The organism is Ewingella sp. AOP9-I1-14 (genome assembly GCF_052375995.1).
Taxonomy (GTDB): Bacteria; Pseudomonadota; Gammaproteobacteria; order Enterobacterales; family Enterobacteriaceae; genus Ewingella; species Ewingella allii.
On the sequence record NZ_JBQSVA010000004.1, the window covers coordinates 239,933 to 258,405 of the forward strand.

Genomic DNA, 18,473 nt, shown 5'->3' on the forward strand with positions numbered 1-18,473 from the left:
CCTTACTCAACCGGTGACTAACTGTTCCATGGTTTGCAAAATACGCTTGTCGGAAATCGGGTACGGCGTGCCCAACTGCTGGGCGAAATAGCTCACGCGCAGCTCCTCAATCATCCAGCGAACTTCTTTGACTTCTTCGCTCTGTTGGCGAGCCGGTGGCAATTTGTTTAGCCACTGCTGCCACAGCTTCTCGACGTGCTCGACCTTCAACATCTGGGCGCGGTCGCGATGAGGATCCATCGCCAGCTTGTCCATACGTTTTTCAATCGCGTTGAGATAGCGTAGCGTATCTGGCAGGCGTTTCCAGCCGTTCTGCGTAACAAATCCACGGTAGATCAACCCTGACATTTGGCTCTTAATATCAGAGAGCGCCAGCGCCATGGTCATATCAATACGGCCTTTAAGGCGTTTGTTGATATTGAATACCGCCGTCAGGATCTGCTCCACCTGCACGGCAATCTGCACAACGGCGTCATTGAGATGAGCGCGAACGTGCTCGTGAAGACGGGCAAACTCCTCCTCTTTCCACACCAGACCGCCACTTTCGGCAATCAACTTATCAATGCCGCAGGAGATACAGTCGTCGATCAGGTCCAGCACTTTGCCATAAGGGTTGAAGTACAATCCCAGCTTGGCTTTGTTCGGCAGCTTTTCGTGTAAGTATTTAATTGGCGATGGAATATTAAGCAGCAGTAAACGGCGCACACCCGCCCACATCGCCTGCTGTTGCTCCAGCTCGCTGTCAAACAGGCGAATCGCGATGCTGTCTTTGGTATCGACCAGCGCCGGATAAGCCTTAACTTCGTAACCACCGCGCTTTTGTTCATAGCGCTCGGGCAACGTGCCAAAGCTCCAGACGTGCAAATCGCTCTGTTCGATGCCGTCATCGGCCACGGCAGACAGCGTCTGCTGCACCTGCTCTTTCAAACCTGCTTTCAGCGCCGTCAGGTCTTTGCCTTCGCGAAGGGTTTTGTTTTTGTCATCCAAAATACGGAAAGTCATTTTGAGATGGTCTGGAACCTGCTCCAACTGCCAGTCGTCGCGTGACACCGTCACGCCACTCATTTTGCGCAGTTCGCGCTCCATGGCATCCAGCAAAGGCTGTTCGAAAGGCTTGAGGCGGCCTAGCAGCGCGTCGGCGTAGTTCGGCGCAGGCACGAAGTTGCGGCGAATCGGCTTCGGCAGTGATTTAATCAGCGCCATAATTAGCTCGCGGCGAATCCCTGGGATCTGCCAGTCGAAGCCCTGCTCGTCAATCTGATTGAGCAGCGGCAGCGGAATGTGCACCGTCACGCCGTCGGCGTCGGTCCCCGGCTCAAACTGATAGGTCACGCGCAGCTTGATATTGCCCTGATGCCAGAAGTTCGGGTAGTCGTGGGCGCTGATGTTGCCCGCGCCCTCTTTGATCAACATGCTCTTTTCGAAGTTTAGGCTATCGGCGGGCTGGGTCTTCCACCAGCTATCAAAGTGGCGAGACGACACCACCTCCTGACCAATGCGCTGCTCGTAGAACAGAAACAGCGTCTCGTCGTCGACCAAAATATCGCGGCGGCGGGACTTGTGCTCCAGCTCTTCCACTTCGCCACGCAGTTTGAGGTTGGCGCGGAAGAACGCGTGCCGCGTCTGCCAGTCACCTTCCACCAGCGCATGGCGAATAAACAGCTCGCGGGATAGTACTGGGTCAATGCTGCCGTAGTTCACTTTGCGGGCTGCGACGATAGGCAGGCCGAACAGGGTGACTTTCTCAGACGCGATCACCGCGCCCTGCGCTTTCTCCCAGTGCGGCTCGCTGAAGCTGCTCTTCACCAGATGCTTGGCCAGCGGCTCAATCCATTCTGGCTCGATGCGCGCGGCGATACGGCCCCACAGGCGGCTGGTTTCCACCAGCTCGGCGACCATCACCCATTTCGGCGGCTTTTTGAATAGACCGGAACCGGGGAAGACGGCAAACCGGGCATTGCGCGCGCCGGTATATTCTTGTTTATCCGCGTCTTTCATGCCGATATGCGACAGCAGCCCGGTCAGCAAGGCGCAGTGAACGCTGCGATAATCGGCAGGTTCGCTGTTCACCGGCAGGCCCAGCTCTTTCACCACTTGGCGCAGCTGGGTATAGATATCCTGCCATTCGCGCACTCGCAGGTAGTTGAGGTAGTCGCTGCGGCACATTTTGCGGAACTGGGCCGAAGACAGCTCTTTTTGCTGCTCTTTCAGGTAGTCCCACAGATTCACAAAGGCCAGGAAGTCGGAGTCTTTGTCGGCAAAGCGGCGGTGCTTCTCATCCGACGCCTGTTTTTTGTCCATCGGCCGTTCGCGCGGGTCCTGAATCGACAGCGCGGCGGTTATGATCATCACTTCGCGCATACAGCTGTCTTTGCGCGCTTCAAGCACCATGCGGGCCAGACGCGGATCCACCGGCAGTTGGGCGAGCTGGCGACCGGACTGCGTCAGGGTATAACGCCCGTCTTGCGCGTTATTGATTGCCCCCAGCTCTTCCAGCAGGCGCACGCCGTCCTGAATATTGCGTTTATCCGGCGCTTCTACAAAAGGAAACGCGGCAATGTCGCCCAGCCCCAGAGAGGTCATTTGCAAGATGACCGAGGCAAGGTTAGTACGCAGAATCTCCGGATCGGTAAACTCCGGGCGCGACAGGAAGTCTTGCTCGGAATAAAGGCGAATACAGATACCTTCGGAAACACGCCCGCAGCGGCCTTTACGCTGATTCGCCGAAGCCTGTGAAATCGGCTCAATCGGCAAGCGCTGCACCTTAGTTCGGAAGCTGTAGCGACTAATGCGCGCCGTACCCGGGTCGATAACGTATTTAATCCCCGGCACGGTCAGCGAGGTTTCCGCCACGTTGGTGGCCAGCACGATGCGGCGACCGGCATGAGACTGGAACACACGGTTCTGCTCGCTATTGGAAAGGCGGGCATATAAAGGCAAGATTTCGGTATGCGGCAGATCCAGCTTATTCAGCGCGTCGGCGGTATCGCGGATCTCCCGCTCGCCGCTCATAAAGATCAGAATATCACCGGCACTTTCGCGGCCCAGCTCGTCTACGGCATCAAAAATCGCCTGAAGCTGGTCGCGGTCGGTGTCTTCCGCGTCATCCACCACCGGGCGATAGCGCACGTCCACCGGATAAGTGCGGCCCGACACTTCGATAATCGGCGCATGATTAAAATGCTTCGAGAAGCGCTGAGGGTCGATGGTCGCCGAAGTAATAATGACTTTTAGGTCCGGGCGCTTCGGCAGCAGCTGACGCAGATAGCCGAGGATAAAGTCGATATTCAGGCTGCGTTCGTGGGCCTCATCGATGATCAGCGTGTCGTATTGCATCAGCATGCGATCCTGTTGGATCTCCGCCAGCAAGATACCGTCCGTCATCAGCTTAACCAGCGTGTTATCCCCCACCTGGTCGTTGAAACGCACTTTATAGCCGACGGTGCCGCCCAGCGAGGTTTCCAGCTCGTCGGCAATACGGTTCGCCACGGTTCTGGCGGCCAGACGCCTTGGCTGAGTATGCCCAATCACGCCTTTAATGCCGCGCCCCAGCTCCATACAGATTTTCGGGATCTGCGTGGTTTTACCGGAACCTGTTTCCCCCGCCACAATCACCACCTGATGGTCGCGAATGGCTTTGAAGATGTCGTCTTTCTTTTGGCTAACCGGCAGATTGTCCGGATAGCTGATTTTAGGTCTTGAGGCTTCGCGGGCGCTGACTTTTTGCAGGCTCTGGGCGATAGCGTTTTCAATCTCATGGGTAATACCTTCGACCGCTTTCGGGTCGTCCTGCGCTTTATTCAATAGCGCCTTAGCGCCGTGCAAACGTCGTTGCAGGCGTTGGCGGTCACGAAGCATCAGCCCGTCTAATTGCGCTGACAGTGCCGCGAGCGGAGATTTCACGTTCGGCATTCCTTGTTGCTCGTCAGGCGACTCGAGGATAAACCGCGATATCGGCTGAATTTGAAAGGTTTAGTGTTGAAGTAGCAGCGGATGAACCTATGCCTGGTTAGCAATATGTTACCACAAGCTATTGAAGATGCTGAAAGCGGGCTGAATTTAGCGCCAAAGAGAAGTCATTCAGTAATATTGAACATAGCACTCGAAATATTACGCTATCACTGAATAACTTTTGTGAATAAAGTAACTTTCATTCCAGGGCGCCCGCCCTTGCAACGCACTCAGTTAAGGATTTACTCATGAGCAAAGTACTGGTTCTGAAATCAAGCATTCTGGCGAACTTCTCTCAGTCAAACCAACTGTCAGACTACTTCGTAGCGCAATATCAGGCTGCTCACAGCGGTTCACACGTTACCGTTCGTGACCTGGCTGCTGACCCAATCCCGGTTCTGGATGGTGAATTGGTAGGTGCTCTGCGCCCTTCCGACGCACCATTGACTCCACGTCAGGAAGAAGCGCTGGCGCTGTCAAATACGCTGATTGAAGAGCTGCAGGCCAATGACGTGATTGTTATCGCGGCACCTATGTATAACTTCAACATTCCGACTCAGTTGAAAAACTACTTTGACCTGGTAGCCCGTGCTGGCGTGACGTTCAAATACACTGAGAAAGGCCCAGAAGGTCTGATTAAAGGTAAGAAAGTTATCGTTCTGACCAGCCGTGGTGGCATCCATAAAGACACTGGCAGCGATCTGGTTGCGCCTTACCTGTCACTGTTCCTCGGTTTCCTGGGAATGAGCGACGTAGAATTCATCTTCGCTGAAGGTATTGCTTACGGTCCAGAAGTGGCGACCAAGGCACAGGCCGCTGCGAAAGAAGCTATCGATGCTGCTATCAAGCAAGTCGCCGCAGCTTAAGACTTAAGATTGCCAAGTATTATCACAATCTGGAAGGGTCAATTCCCCTCAGAATCGGTTGTTAAACCCCTCTCCTGATGATGTTGTGATAACACCATTGCGCGCTGAAAAGCGCGCTTTTTTTTGCCTATTTTTGCAGCCACTGACCATTAATCCCGCGCACATACTCCCCGGCTCCGGCCCGAGCTACCAGCTTCTGCCCCGCAAGCTTCGCCACGTCGCCGGTGGTCACCTGATTGTTTTGCGCCACTTGCTTATATTGCTCTTCGCGGCCCTGATTAATGCGTTTCACCAATGACAGGGTTTCCGCATCTTGCTTGACCGGCGCCAGATAGCCCGACAGGGTTTCGCCCACCCGACCTTGCTGCTTGGCCTCTTCCAGCGTCAGGGCAAAGGCCGTGCTGCTAAACAGCAGGGTTGAAACCAGCACCAGCAGCGCGGATTTCTTCACCGTGGCGGTTTTAAACATTTTGAAGGTTAACGCACGCATATCCATTCTCCACACCGGCTTGCCAGCCGCGCCAATTTAGAACAGGTCACTCTGGTTTTTCAGCAGATTTTCGACATCTTTATCGACCTTGATGTGGATCTCATGCTCAATCTTGACGTTCATATTGATGGTGATCGGCTCTTTCGGCGCAGAGAGTTCAATGCGCGGCACGCAGCCGTTAAGCATCACGACGGCCAGAGCGGTCGCCGTGCAGAGCGTGGTTCGGTAAGCGATAGCCAGCTTCATGGTAAAGTCCTCAAATTCTTATCCTTAGAGGGTGCATCCGGTTGCTGAGACAGGGAGTTCGCCGGCAGCGAGATCTCCTGTTGCAACCATTCTTGCAAGTTGTCGCCAAAGCGCAAACTGCGCCACAGCTGATAAATGTTTTCCTGATGGGTGTAATTCAGGTTCACTTCTCTGTCCTGCTTACCCGAGGTATTGGCTCCGGTAACGTGAGATTTCATGGTCAGCTCGCCGAGGTTATCCAGATTGACCTTGGCAATCATTTCGCGGATCTCCATATAGCGGATCCACTCAATCACCAGCCGGTTAGCCAGATTGCCCGCCGCCATGGCATCGGCAAACTGTGGGTCGAGGCGCAGCGTCAGCCAGCCATCATTTTGTATCCAGCCGTCGCGCACAATCCAGTGCGGGTCATTAACATAAAGTGGCAGCTCGCCGTTGATATTACCGGACATCGCCAACTGTTTGGGTTTCAGCGCGGTGAACAGTTCGCTGAGACTGATTTTTTGCAGTTTAAGCACCGCCGCGTCGTGTTGCGGCATGCGCAGCGCCGACATGCTGATGTGGCCGCGCAGGGTATCCACGCCGAGATTACTCAGGGTCAGCGGCGTGCTCTCCGACCAGGGATACGTCCCTTGCAGGTCGGCAGTAATGTTCTCCAGCTTAACGAGGTTATTCACTTCGCGGATCCGCAGCATTACCGGCTGTTTCACACCCAGCGTCCAAATCTGATTTTGCAGCCGATAAGAGAGGCTGAAGTCCATCCCACTGACGTCGCCGTCCGGCAACCACATGCCGCCGTCCTTCACCACCCAGTGACCGCCGCCGATAAATCCCTGCCCGCGCGCCATGGAGAAAGCCGCCTGCGCATAGAAAGTGCCCTCGCGCAGACGAATATTCAACTCCGGAGTCAGCAGCGACTGGAATACCGCCAGCTGCTGTTTCGGCCACCAGGCTTCACCGCGCAGACGTTCGCCATCCCAACGACCGTTGAGCTTGATCGGCCCTATCGGGTCGGCGTCCAGCGTGCCTTTCATGATGAAGCTCTGCGGGTCGCTACCACTGAGGTGCAGCATTAGCTCGCTGGGTGGCAGGTAGCCGCCGTTATCCAGCGCAATCTTCTTCGCCACCAGCTTGATGTCGCCCATAAACTGTGGCGGCAAATCCGGGAATTGTTTTTTGAAGCGTTCTGGTACCGGGCGACGCCAAGTCAGCGGTTTATCCAGCGTCAGGCGCGGCGCGTCCACATTAATCAAGCCGTAATGTAGCTTGTTAAAGCCGGTCGAGAGCGACGTCAGGGTGATGAGATTGTTATCCCAATTACCTTTACCGGCCATATCCCAACGTCCGGCCAGCGGCGGCAGTTTGCCATTGCCCCAGTATTTGAAATTCCACAGTCCCTGATCCGGCCAAAATTTCTCGGCCTTACCGTCAAGGTGCAGGTCGAAGCTACCCCAGTAGGTATCCCGAGCTTTAACAATCGCCTGTAGCGGGCCGCTCACCCCTTCGGCAGAAACCTTCACCCCCGCCAGCGGCCAGCGGGCGTCCTGTAACAGTAGCTCAGGAGTAGGTTTGCCCCACGCGCGCAGCAGAGCGCCGCTGCGCAGCGCCAGCGTCGGATTAAGCACCGAGCCGCTCAGCGTACCCGGCAGCGAGGCACTCAGTGAGGTAGCCACCAGGTTAGCTTGGCCAGTGAGCTGGAAAGCCAAATCGCTGTCCAGCAGCCCAACCTTGCCCGGCCCCATGGTCAGCACCACGTTGGCTTTACCATTATGCCCCTGAGTCAGCACGTTGAGCCGCGCCGCGAGCTGGGTCTGGTCGAAGGTATCCGCCCAATCGCTCAGCGTCAGGTTGATGCCACCGGCGAGCGGCTGCGCGGCATAGGGCCAGTGCCACTGCCCCTGGCTTATCTGTAAATTCTTACCGTGCAGAGTCCACGGCAGGGTCGCCAGAGGCTGCTGGCTGCCCTTTTCGGCAATCGTCAGCACGCCTGAGGTTTGCTGCCATTGCAGTAAAATATCCAGCGGATTCGGCACCTGTGCGGTTTGCATTTCGGCGCGCAGTTCGCCGATTTGCGGCAACTGGTCCAGAGTAGCGGGCAGCGTCAATTTGCCGCTCAGCGCAATGGGCTGTTGGCTGCCCGGCGGGGTCAGGCGCAGGGAGTTAATGGCGAGTTGTTGATTGTCGAGCGTGGCGTCCAGATCGAGATCTTCGCCCTGTAGCGTCAGGTGCTGGGTCGCGCCCTGATTGTCGAGACGCAGTTCACCGGCGTAACGCTGCCACGGCGTCACCACCAGACGGTGAATGATCATATTGCCCGCAGGCAGGCTCTGTTGGATATCAGCTAATGAAAGAGGTGAGCTATCGGCGCTTTTCGGCAGGTTGCTAAGACACAGGGTATCGACATTCAGGCTATCGGCCTCCAGCGCCCAGCGGCCACTGGCATGGCTCAGACGCGCATTGGTGGCCTGCGCCAGTTCGCATTCTCCCGCCATATAGCGCATTCCCGGCAGCTCGAGAGTACCATTAGACCAGCTAGGTGACGCGGAAAGGCGTAGACTGGTCCCTGCCGGTAGCCAATGTTGGGCAACCTGAGGCAACCAGCGAGGCACGGTTTTCCATAACACCCCGGCCAAAAACAGCAAGGTAAGCACGGTTCCCAGACACACCAGTGCAAAATATCTCAGTCCTTTCCTCATGATATGCCTTGTTTTTCACGAAACCGCTATAAGATACCATAATTAGCATAACAACTTATCGTGGAGAAATAGGATGAAACTCGCCGTTTACAGCACGAAGAATTACGATCGTAAATACCTCGAGTTGGTGAATCAGCATTATGGATATGAGCTGGAGTTTTTCGACTTCCTGCTGACCCCGCAGACGGCGAAAACCGCCATCGGCGCCGATGCCGTCTGTATCTTCGTCAATGACGATGGCAGCCGCGAAGTGTTGCAAGAGCTGAAATCGCTGGGCATTAAGACGCTGGCCCTGCGCTGTGCCGGTTTCAATAACGTGGATTTAGACGCCGCCAAAGAGCTGGGTATTTCGGTGGTGCGCGTTCCGGCTTATTCACCGGAAGCTGTGGCCGAGCACGCCGTGGGCATGATGATGTGTCTTAACCGCCACATTCACCGTGCCTATCAGCGCACCCGCGAGGCGAACTTCTCTCTGGAAGGGTTGATTGGTTTTAATATGCATCAGCGCACGGCGGGGATCATCGGCACGGGTAAAATCGGCGTCGCCGCGATGCGGATTCTGAAAGGTTTCGGCATGCATATTCTGGCTTATGACCCCTATCCAAGCCCATTGGCCCTTGAACTGGGTGCCGAGTATGTGGATCTCGATACGCTGTACGCTCAGTCGGACGTTATCTCCCTGCACTGCCCCTTAACGCCGGAAAACCACCACATGCTGAACGCCACGTCATTCGCCAAGATGAAAGACGGCGTGATGATTGTGAACACCAGCCGAGGCGCGCTGCTGGACGCCACTGCCGCCATTGACGCATTGAAGAAGCAGAAAATCGGCGCGCTGGGGATGGACGTGTATGAGAACGAGCGGGATCTGTTCTTCGAAGACAACTCCAACGAAGTGGTGCTGGACGACGTGTTCCGCCGCCTCTCATCCTGTCACAATGTGTTGTTCACTGGGCACCAGGCCTTCCTGACCAGCGACGCGCTGACCAGTATTTCGGAGACAACATTGTTGAATGTGGATCAGCTGGCGAAAGGGCAGCCATGCCCGAACATTTTATAGTTTTGCAGGATTGGCTCCTCCCGCTGTATGAGGAGGAGCGGCAAGCCTACTGCCAGCCCGCCTTACCCCGCCGTACATCTCCCTGCCATTAACGCGCTTTCCGAACACTGGCGGCCATTCGACATTGAACACATGCCTACGCGGCTGCCGTCTAACTGAGGTGCCATTCGCAACTGACCACCGGCCATGGAACATGCGGCGAAGGCCGGGCTGTCCATATTGACGCTGTGGTTAGAAAGGTTAACGCTGTTACCCTTCTGGGGAACCTCGTTGGAATCATCGTGGCTGCTACAGGCGGCCAACACCAGAACGGCTCCGGCCAATAATACGCGTAAGGCAGTGATCATCAGTCCTGCTCCTGAAGAATAACGGGGTGTCGGGGAATTAAGTGGAAATCATCATAGCCGAGCCATTCCGCCAGCGTCGAGTGTTAGCAAGAATTAATATCAACTTTTTCCTAAAAATAAACGATTAGATACACTTTATTTCGTTCCGTTATTTCTTTGGCTCATAAACTTAGGGCTCATTCACCGTTTTTGAGTATCAACTACTTAAAATAAGCACAACAGGGAGGCATTTTATAATGGTGACAGATTTTTTAATTCGTATTGCGCTGGCGGGCGTTTTGGGCGGGCTAATTGGTATTGAGCGCCAGCTGCGGGCGAAAGAAGCCGGTCTGCGAACCCACGTATTAGTGGGTATCGGCAGCGCGATGTTTATGATTGTGTCGAAATACGGTTTCGCCGATTTACTCAACCTCACCCACGTCAGTTTTGACCCCAGCCGCGTTGCAGCGCAGGTGGTGAGCGGCATGGGGTTCTTGGGTGCCGGGACCATCATCATCCAGAAACAGGTGGTCAAAGGCTTAACTACAGCCGCTGGATTATGGGTCACTGCGGCGATCGGTTTAGTTATCGGTAGCGGACTTTATGAGATTGGTATTTATGGCGCCTTCCTGACCTTAATTGTGCTGGAAGTATTCCGCCAAATTAGTAATAGGCTGATCGGCCATCATCATCTGATTGAAATACGCCTCGCGCCGCAAAGCGTTCCTTCGGTATTAATTGCATTGCAGAAAATGCGTATTCGTCCGGGCCATATTAAAGTCAATCAGCGCGACGATGGTGATGAAAGTAAGTGCGAATTAGTGATGGACGTGGTGTTAAAACCGAAACAAAGCGTTGATAAATTGTATGAAGCCATCATGACCGTTCAGGGTATTAAACGTATTGATATCAATTAACCTCTTACTGCGCTGACGCGTATTTTCTCAAGCTGCGAGGGGAATTGACCCTCGCAGAAGTAATAGAATTCCTACGACTTCCCCTCTTCCAGTAACCCTATCATTTCACTCAACTATTAACCCTGCACACAATCAGGATAAATCGATCGATGCCCCGCGTGTAAACTTTTTCATATTCGAACCGGTTCGGCATCGCTGTTTCCGGCAAGCATTAGGAAATGAAAAAGGGGTTTTCATGATCACCACTGACGGTAATAACGCAGTTGCTTCCGTGGCCTATCGCACCAATGAAGTAATTGCTATCTACCCTATTACGCCAAGTTCGACCATGGCCGAAATCGCCGGCGCGTGGTCCGGTGATGGTAAGAAAAATCTCTGGGGCGATGTCCCAACCGTGATGGAAATGCAGTCAGAGGCCGGGGCGATTTCTACCGTCCACGGTGCGCTGCAAACCGGCGCACTCTCCACCTCTTTCACCTCATCGCAGGGTTTGCTGCTGATGATCCCCACCCTCTACAAGCTGGCCGGTGAATTAACGCCGTTCGTGCTGCACGTCGCCGCCCGCACCGTGGCGACCCACGCCCTGTCTATTTTTGGCGATCACTCCGACGTGATGGCCGTTCGCCAGACAGGCTGCGCGCTGCTTAGCGCCGCCAGCGTGCAGGAAGCGCAGGACTTCGCGCTGATTTCTCAAGTTGCCAGCCTCAACAGCCGCGTGCCCTTTATTCATTTCTTCGACGGCTTCCGCACCTCCCATGAAATCAATAAAATCGCCCCGCTGAGTGATGACACCCTGCAACAGATGCTGCCGCAGGCCCAGATTGACGCCCACCGCGCTCGCGCCTTAACGCCGGACCGCCCGGTTATCCGCGGCACCTCGGCCAACCCGGACACCTATTTCCAGTCGCGCGAAGCCACCAACCCGTATTACGACGCTACCTGCCAGCACGTCATTGACGCCATGGAGGCCTTCTCCGCCCTCACCGGCCGCGCCTATAAGCCTTTCGAGTATGTCGGCCCCCCGGAGGCGGAGCGCGTGATTGTGCTGATGGGTTCCGGGATCGGGACGTGCGAAGAGGTGATTGAAACGCTGATTGAGCGCGGCGAAAAGGTCGGCGTGCTGAAAGTGCGCCTCTATCGCCCCTTCAGCGCCAAGCATATGTTGGACGTTCTGCCGCAGAGCGTCAAAACGCTTGCCGTCATGGATCGCACTAAAGAGCCGGGTTCCCTTGCCGAGCCGCTGTACCTCGACGTAATGACCGCGCTGGCGGAAGCCTACAGCCGCGGGGAACGCGACAGCTTGCCGAAAGTGATTGGCGGCCGCTACGGCCTCTCTTCCAAAGAGTTTGGCCCAGACTGCGTGCTGTCGATTTTCGACGAACTGGCCCTCAGCCAGCCGCGCCCGCGCTTTACCGTGGGGATCTATGACGACGTGACCGGCCTGTCGCTGCCGGTGAATGACGAGCAACTGCCGCAGCACGCCACGCTGGAAGCCCTGTTCTACGGGCTGGGCAGCGACGGCTCGGTTTCGGCCACCAAGAACAACATCAAAATCATTGGCAATAGCACGCCGCTGTTTGCGCAGGGCTATTTTGTCTATGACTCCAAGAAGGCCGGTGGCCTGACGGTGTCTCACCTGCGCGTTAGCCCGCAGCCGATTAAATCGGCCTACTTGGTCAGCCACGCGCACTTCGTTGCCTGCCACCAGTGGCAGTTTATCGACCTGTACCAGATGGCCGAGCGCCTGCGCCCCGGCGGCATTTTCCTGCTCAACACCCCTTTCTCGCCGCAAGAAGTGTGGGAACGCCTGCCGCTGGAAGTGCAGTCTTCGCTGCATAAGAACAGCGCCCGTTTCTACATTATCAATGCCGCGAAGATTGCCCGCGAATGCCAGCTAGGCGCGCGCATCAATACCGTGATGCAGATGGCGTTCTTCCACCTGACTCAAATTCTGCCGGGCGATCAGGCCCTGAAAGAGCTGCAAGGCGCGATTGCTCGCAGCTACAGCAGCAAAGGCGAAGAGCTGGTGATGCGCAACTGGCAGGCGCTGGGCGCGACTCTTGAACAGCTCATTGAGGTGCCGTTGCAGGCCATTCCACAGCAGCCGCGCAAGCGTCCGCCGATTGTGTCTGACGCCGCGCCTGATTTCGTTAAAACCGTCACCGCCGCGATGCTCGCCGGTCTGGGGGACGCCCTGCCGGTTTCCGCCTTCCCGCCGGACGGCACTTGGCCGACTGGCACTACCCAGTGGGAAAAACGCAACATTGCCGAAGAAGTGCCCATCTGGCAGCCAGATTTGTGTACCCAGTGCAACCACTGCGTCGCCGCCTGCCCGCACTCGGCTATCCGGGCCAAAGTGGTGCAACCCGAAGCCATGGAAGGCGCGCCGTCCGCCCTGCAATCTCTGGATGTGAAATCTCGCGATATGCGCGGCCAGAAATACGTGCTGCAAGTGGCCCCGGAAGACTGCACCGGCTGTAATTTGTGTGTGGAAGTCTGCCCGGCGAAAGATCGCCAGAATCCAGAAATCAAAGCCATCAACATGGCGGATCGCATTGAGCATTTAGAAGAGGAGAAGGCCAATTACGACTTCTTCCTTAAACTGCCGGAAATCGAGGCCAGCCAGCTTGAGCGTATCGACATTCGCACTTCGCAGCTGATCACCCCGCTGTTTGAGTACTCCGGTGCCTGCTCCGGCTGTGGCGAAACGCCTTACATTAAGCTGTTAACCCAGCTGTATGGCGACCGCCTGCTGATTGCCAACGCCACCGGTTGTTCATCTATTTACGGCGGCAACCTGCCTTCCACGCCTTACACCACTAACGCCGAAGGGCGCGGGCCGGCGTGGGCCAACTCGCTGTTTGAAGATAACGCCGAGTTCGGTCTGGGCTTCCGCCTGACGGTAGACCAGCACCGCCGCCGCGTCACGCGCCTGATTGACTCGCTTTCCGAGCATATTCCCGCCGAGCTGTTGGGCGGCCTGCGCGATGAAACCTCAACGCCAGAAGTGAAGCGCCAGCACGTCACCGAGCTGCGTAAGATTTTGGCCGAGATTGATTCTCCAGACGCCCGCCAGTTAGCCACCGACGCCGATTATCTGGTGGATAAATCCATCTGGCTGATTGGCGGCGACGGCTGGGCCTATGATATTGGTTTCGGCGGCTTGGACCACGTGCTGAGCCTGACGGAAAACGTCAATGTGCTGGTGCTCGACACCCAGTGTTATTCCAACACTGGCGGCCAGCAGTCGAAAGCCACCCCGCTGGGCGCCGTCACCAAATTTGCCGAACAGGGCAAGCGCAAGTCACGCAAAGATTTGGGTGTCAGCATGATGATGTATGGCCATGTCTACGTGGCCCAGATTTCCCTTGGCGCGCAGCTGAACCAGACGGTGAAAGCCATTCAGGAAGCCGAAGCCTATCCCGGCCCGTCGCTGATCATCGCCTACAGCCCATGCGAGGAGCACGGCTACGATCTGGCCCTGAGTCACGACCAGATGAAGCAGCTCACCGCCACCGGTTTCTGGCCGCTGTATCGCTTCGACCCGCGCCGTGTAGAGGAAGGTAAAGCCGCGCTGGCGCTGGATTCCCGCCCGCCAAACAGCAACCTGACGGAGACGCTGAACAACGAACAGCGCTTCAGAAGGCTCAACGCCCAGCAGCCGGAAGTCGCCACTCAGCTGTATGCGGCGGCAGAGAAGGAGTTACAGGAGAAATATGAGTTCTTGGAGCTGCTGGCGGGTAAGAGAACGAATGGGGAGTCGGAGTAAAGTTAAAGACGTTGTTTGCTCCTCCCCCTTGCCAGGGGGAGGAGCAAAACCAAACCCACTGAAAAGGCACGGCTGAGAAGCCAGTAGGCCGCGTTCAGAAATGACGCCGAGCAAGAGGTGAAAAACCGCGTGTCTCTTTACGCGGGTTGGAATCCCGCAGCGAGGGGACCGCCTTAGCGGCGGCTTTTCGCGGCGATAACCTCAGCCTCTGAAACATGTCCATTCCAACCCTGCGAAGCCTCGATCTCCCAGCAACAAAAAACGCAGGATTCCAAAGGGTTTCGTTTAAAACCCTTTGGGCCAGTGTGGGCGGCGAGCCCACGGTTTTGAATTTAAAGACCTACGTGTGGGCGGCGAGCCCCCGACCTTGACGTTGAATTTAAAAGCGGGCTTGGGCTGCCAGCCCAAAAATCACCCCCCAAGTCGATGTTTATGCCCTTTCATCAGACTCAGCGATGCCGAATAAGCTGCGCCCTCATCCCCGGCCATAATGGCCTCATAAATCAGTTTATGCTCTTGCAAACACATGCCGCCTTCCTTTGAGGAATACTCAAAGAACCATTTAAAAATGGTGGTCAGCACGTTGCCGAAAGGCACGTAAAAACAGTTGCCGGAGGAGATAAAAATCATGCGGTGAAACTGGGTGTCGATTTCCACCCACTGCGCCTGGTCAAACTGCTCGGCGACCTGACACATCTGCCGGTAAATGCGCGACAGCTCGATGCGCTGCTCCTTGCTGGCGTTGACCGCCGCCAGCGCGGTGGCGTGCGGCTCAATAGCTTTGCGAAACTCAAGAAACTGCTGATAAATCTCTTCGGTGGCTTCCATCCCCTGCATCCACTCCAGCAGCTGCGGGTCTAGCATGTTCCACTGGGCGCGATCTTTCACTCGGGTACCTACTTTCGGCCGTGATTCCAACAGTCCCTTTGAGGTCAGCAGCTTCAAGGCTTCGCGCAGCGCGGTGCGGCTGACACCAAACTGCTCGCCCAACTCGATTTCGCTCGGCAAAATGGCGCCAGAGGCCAGCTCGCCGGAGAGAATTTTTCGGGCGATGTCGCGAGCGATGTGGGTGTTCAAACCACGGGTTAACCCGGCGGCTGTTTCAAACTGCATCGTCATGCTATTCCCTTTTATTGGTGCAGATGGCCGTCATGATAGTTCAGGAAGCGGAGCGACGCATGTCCTCGTCGCCCCGAATGTGCTCAATCACCCGTTACGGCGCCATTTGGCCGCCGTTGACATCAAGGATCTGCCCGGTGATGTAGCCGCTACAGGCGTGAGAGGCGAAGAACAGATAGCTCGGTGCCAGCTCCTCGCTGGTGCCAAAACGCCCCATGGCGATGCCGCTGGAGATCTTGTCGCGCACTTCCTGCGTTTTGTCGGCGTGGAAAACCGTGTCGATGGTGCCCGGTGACACCACGTTGAAGCGAATATTGTCCTTGGTGAACTCCTTCACCCAGTGGCGGTTCATATTGTGCAGCCACGCCTTGGACGCAGCGTAAATCGAGGCTCCCGGCCCGCCGCCTTCGCGCCCGGCAATAGAACCGGTGCTGATAACCGAGGTGGTTTCGCCGGTCTGCTTGGCCGCGCTGCGCAGGTGCGGCACGGCGAACTTGGTGACCATGAGCGCCGAGCGGGCATTGAGATCCATCACCTGCTGGTAGAACTCATCGTCAATCTCTTGTAGAGGTTTGCGCCCCACCAGCCCGCCGGCGTTATTGATGAGCACGTCCAGCCCGCCGAAGCGCTCCACGAAGGCTGCCACCAGCTGCTGGCACTGGGCGGTGTCGGTCAGGTCGGCGGCGAAATACGCCACTTCGCCCCCCAGCGCCGCCACCTCTTGGGCCAAGCTTTGCAGGCTCGGGTCATTGCGATGCCCGTTCAGCCCCACTTTCGCGCCAGCGCGGGCAAAAGCCTGCGCCGTCGCCAAACCAATGCCTTTGGTGGAACCGGTGATTAGCACGCGTTTGTCTTTCAAGTCATTGAACATAAAAGCTCCTCGGTAAGTTGCTAGGGTACAGGGTCGGAAAATAGGTCAGCCTTGCCACGTGGCGCTAAACGCCGCGCCATGCGCAGGCCGATCCTGATTATTAATGGAAACGCGCAGGCGGCGGCCATCCACACAGTGGATCAGCAACTCGCTGCCGGTGGCGTCTTGGGAGAGCACTTCTACCCGGCTCACCTTGCCCCGCGCGTCGCGCGAGGTTTCAGTGGCTTCGTCAAAATAGCCGTGACTCTCAATCACGCTGGCAAATATTGCGTCGGCCCCCTGCTGGCGCAGCAGCAGCGCAGGCTCATTGCGCAGGTTGAAATGCGGATCGTCCGCGCCGGTTCGTGCCACGATAAGCTCGCCGCCGAAGGGTAATGCGCTGATAAGCGAGGTGTAGCCGTGGCCGTCGAGCCAGCTATAAAGGATAGAGTGCTGAGGAGTGACCTCCGCCCGCGCGCAGTCCCACAGGTGTTGGTAACCATGATCGGCACCCAGCGGGTTGAGCTGCTCCGCCACCCGCAGCGGGCTGTCGCTGCGCACAAACTGCCCGAGATGATGCAGGCAGTAGTCATACTGGTGCAGCTGCTGGCTGCTGATGCGCAGCACGTCCACCAGCAGCGGGTTTTCGAATTCGGCCAAATTGAGCATCAGCACCGTGCGCTGGAGGGTGACGCCGGGGTAGTAGTCGCGCAATCGCGCACTCATTCCCTGTCCGGCGGGATGCTCGCTGACAAAGAAGTGGCGCTCGCCGTGACGCTTTTCCGCCTCGGCGCTTTGGCCAAGGTTCTGACTCTGCTGATCCACCACCAGCGTGTTGTGCGCCACGGTCTGCTTACAATAACTGTTATTTTCCGCGATGTAGCGCCCGCCGAATTTGGGTTCGACATTCACCCAGCGGCCAAAACCGTAATCCCGCAAAGTCTCGCGGCCGTGGCTAAACAGGCTCAGGTGCAGCCCGTCAAAGTGGCCGTGGTTCAGCGCCGAGTGCAGTCGTGGAATGCTGCCATGCTGCCCATACCACATCAGCGCCATGGTCAGCTGGCCGTTTCGCGGCTGGCGAAGGATAGCCACTTCCCCCTGCTGGCCCTGCGGCCCGTCGGTAAGGGTCAAACTGCCCCAGTTCATCGGCTGGGCGGGCGTCTTCTGGGCCGCGTTGGAGAGAGCTAACCCAGCGGCGCTCACCCACAGGGAATCCTGCCAGTGGGCGGCGGCGATCCACTGCGGGTTGCCGTCGTAGCGATAGAAACAGACGCTGGCCGCCACCACCGCGCCGTCATCGCGCAGGCTGATGGTTTTCGAGGAATCATTCAGCGCCGGTAAAGTGCCGTCGGGGAAAGCCACCTGCATCAGGGCTTCGCAGGTTTTGCGCACCACCTGATTACGAAATTGATAAATGGCTAATTCCGGCTGGCGATGGTGAATCGCCTCGGCCAGCAGCAACAGCGGGCGCAGCGCAAATCGCTGATAGTACGGCCCTTCAATGTAGTAGCCGTCCGGTGAGAATAGCTGCGACAACTGGGCAAAGAAGCCGCCGCTCTCGCTATCCCCCTTTAGCCCGTACAGGGCTTTATCCACCAGCGACGGGTCGCCCAGCACGTAGCCGCAAATCCCCGCCGCCGCCACCGACCAGATGCCGTGGTTATGCACGATATCGAAATCCTTGGCGTGCAGCGTCAGTGCGTCATCCACCATCACGCGAAACAGCTGGCTTTCAATCTTCTGGCACTCGGCGGCGCTCAGGCTGGGCTGAATACAGTGGTACCCCTCGACGGCGTAAAGCAGCCACATATTCTCATTGAGGGTTTGATGAAACAGCCGCCCCGGCGCATTGCTGTCTTTACTTACCGCACTGCCCAAACCGGGATAAATCTCGGCGTAGCCGTTGAGCAGTTGCAGAGCGAAATCGCGATAATCCTGCCGCTGGAAAATCATCGACATGCGCCCCGCCAGATTGATGAAACGGTAATTCTGTTTGTGCTGCGCATGTTCCGGGCCGCCCGCCTCACCTTGGCCGGGGATCGCCACGGGCTGCGCCATAAATTCATCCAACTCGGCTATTTGCCTGCGCAGCACGCGGCCCATCAAGCTCTCCGCCGTTAGCTCTTCGCGTAACTCCTCGGCGTCGTCCGGGGTGATAAACAGCGGCTGCCAGTGATTCATGT

12 protein-coding genes are annotated in these 18,473 nt (G+C 56.7%); 4 read left to right on the forward strand and 8 right to left on the reverse strand.

Annotated features, from left to right (window positions below):
- Nucleotides 1-6 precede the first annotated feature (6 nt).
- The gene (gene hrpA / locus ACT3RT_RS13690) at nucleotides 7-3,903 is read right to left on the reverse strand and encodes an ATP-dependent RNA helicase HrpA (protein ID WP_496203143.1); all 3,897 of its coding nucleotides are present in this window, start codon (nucleotides 3,901-3,903) and stop codon (nucleotides 7-9) included.
- 296 nt (nucleotides 3,904-4,199) lie between these two features.
- On the opposite strand from hrpA, the gene ACT3RT_RS13695 reads away from it, so the two are divergent.
- Nucleotides 4,200-4,817, forward strand: a complete 618-nt coding sequence (locus tag ACT3RT_RS13695) for an FMN-dependent NADH-azoreductase (protein WP_485900554.1) — start codon at nucleotides 4,200-4,202, stop codon at nucleotides 4,815-4,817.
- 127 nt (nucleotides 4,818-4,944) lie between these two features.
- Here ACT3RT_RS13695 and ACT3RT_RS13700 read toward each other — a convergent pair whose 3' ends face one another.
- Genes ACT3RT_RS13700 through ACT3RT_RS13710 form a run of 3 tightly spaced genes read right to left on the reverse strand, consistent with a single transcriptional unit; the run spans nucleotide 4,945 to nucleotide 8,249 of the window.
- Nucleotides 4,945-5,286 (reverse strand): YdbL family protein, encoded by a 342-nt coding sequence (locus tag ACT3RT_RS13700; RefSeq protein WP_496200362.1) that lies wholly within the window; start codon nucleotides 5,284-5,286, stop codon nucleotides 4,945-4,947.
- Between the two features lie 57 nt (nucleotides 5,287-5,343).
- Nucleotides 5,344-5,553 (reverse strand): YnbE family lipoprotein, encoded by a 210-nt coding sequence (locus ACT3RT_RS13705; protein ID WP_396130667.1) that lies wholly within the window; start codon nucleotides 5,551-5,553, stop codon nucleotides 5,344-5,346.
- Entirely contained in the window at nucleotides 5,550-8,249 is a 2,700-nt protein-coding gene (locus ACT3RT_RS13710; protein ID WP_496203144.1) for a YdbH family protein, read from the reverse strand. Before ACT3RT_RS13710 ends, ACT3RT_RS13705 begins: the two co-directional genes overlap by 4 nt.
- 73 nt (nucleotides 8,250-8,322) lie before the next feature.
- On the opposite strand from ACT3RT_RS13710, the gene ACT3RT_RS13715 reads away from it, so the two are divergent.
- Nucleotides 8,323-9,309: a 2-hydroxyacid dehydrogenase gene (locus tag ACT3RT_RS13715; protein WP_496203145.1), complete on the forward strand. Its 987-nt coding sequence runs from the start codon at nucleotides 8,323-8,325 to the stop codon at nucleotides 9,307-9,309.
- Nucleotides 9,310-9,371: 62 nt separating this feature from the next.
- Here the strand turns inward: ACT3RT_RS13715 and ACT3RT_RS13720 are convergent, their stop codons facing one another.
- Nucleotides 9,372-9,656, reverse strand: a complete 285-nt coding sequence (locus tag ACT3RT_RS13720; RefSeq protein WP_185690033.1) for a putative hemolysin — start codon at nucleotides 9,654-9,656, stop codon at nucleotides 9,372-9,374.
- 236 nt (nucleotides 9,657-9,892) lie between these two features.
- Here ACT3RT_RS13720 and ACT3RT_RS13725 point away from each other — a divergent pair, with 236 nt between their 5' ends.
- Entirely contained in the window at nucleotides 9,893-10,552 is a 660-nt protein-coding gene (locus ACT3RT_RS13725) for an MgtC/SapB family protein (protein ID WP_396130663.1), read from the forward strand.
- A gap of 235 nt (nucleotides 10,553-10,787) precedes the next feature.
- Nucleotides 10,788-14,321 (forward strand): pyruvate:ferredoxin (flavodoxin) oxidoreductase, encoded by a 3,534-nt coding sequence (nifJ, locus tag ACT3RT_RS13730; RefSeq protein ID WP_496203146.1) that lies wholly within the window; start codon nucleotides 10,788-10,790, stop codon nucleotides 14,319-14,321.
- Nucleotides 14,322-14,732: 411 nt separating this feature from the next.
- Here the strand turns inward: nifJ and ACT3RT_RS13735 are convergent, their stop codons facing one another.
- The 3 genes from ACT3RT_RS13735 to ACT3RT_RS13745 all read right to left on the reverse strand — a co-directional run bounded on the left by ACT3RT_RS13735 (nucleotide 14,733) and on the right by ACT3RT_RS13745 (nucleotide 18,471).
- A complete protein-coding gene (locus ACT3RT_RS13735; RefSeq protein ID WP_496200230.1) occupies nucleotides 14,733-15,434 on the reverse strand; it encodes a FadR/GntR family transcriptional regulator in 702 nt (233 codons plus the stop codon).
- 100 nt (nucleotides 15,435-15,534) lie between these two features.
- A complete protein-coding gene (locus tag ACT3RT_RS13740; RefSeq protein WP_396130661.1) occupies nucleotides 15,535-16,311 on the reverse strand; it encodes an SDR family NAD(P)-dependent oxidoreductase in 777 nt (258 codons plus the stop codon).
- 45 nt (nucleotides 16,312-16,356) lie between these two features.
- Nucleotides 16,357-18,471 (reverse strand): heparinase II/III domain-containing protein, encoded by a 2,115-nt coding sequence (locus ACT3RT_RS13745; protein WP_496203147.1) that lies wholly within the window; start codon nucleotides 18,469-18,471, stop codon nucleotides 16,357-16,359.
- Nucleotides 18,472-18,473: the final 2 nt, after the last annotated feature.